Origin of the sequence: Nocardiopsis sp. MG754419 (genome assembly GCF_018207095.1) — a bacterium.
GTDB lineage: Bacteria > Actinomycetota > Actinomycetes > Streptosporangiales > Streptosporangiaceae > Nocardiopsis.
Genome location: NZ_QOCZ01000345.1, coordinates 1 through 561 on the forward strand (window position 1 = coordinate 1; position 561 = coordinate 561).

1 protein-coding gene is annotated in these 561 nt (G+C 64.9%); it reads right to left on the reverse strand.

What is annotated here, in order from left to right:
- The coding region (locus tag DSY14_RS28045; protein WP_211719597.1) for a TetR/AcrR family transcriptional regulator at positions 1 to 561 on the reverse strand (561 nt) is incomplete at its 5' end.

A 561-nucleotide genomic window follows, 5' to 3' on the forward strand; every position in this document is an offset into this window, starting at 1 on the left:
TCAGGCGCCCGAGGCCAGGAAGCGGTCGGCCCAGGCGTCGTGCGCCGCGCGTGCGGGCAGGTCCATGGAGGCGGCCACCATGTACAACATGCCCGCGGCGAAGAAGTCGTGGGCCGGGTCCGTGCCCACCGAGGGGATCGCCTCGAAGCGCTCGAACAGGTCCTGGGTCCACTCCTGCATGAGGTCGCGGATCTCGGGATCGTTGCAGGCCGCGTAGCCCTGGAGCAGGATGAGCATGAGTTCGCGGTGCTCCATGAGCACACCCCAGGCGTCGGCCATCGTCTGGAGCGGGTTCTCCTCGGCCTCCTCGCCCGGAACGAGCATCTCCTTGTCGAAGGTCACGAAGGTCTGCCGTAGAACCTCCATGAACAGTTCCTTCTTGGTGGAGAAAACGCGGAACAGATTGGGGTGGGAGATCTCCACCTCTTTGGCGATGGTCACGGTCGATCCGCCGTGCAGCCCTTTGTGGCTGAACTCCTTCAACGCCGCAGCGAGGATCTGTTCACGACGCCGCTCGATACTGACGCGCGGCCTGCGTCCCCTCCGGATTTCCGTCATGCT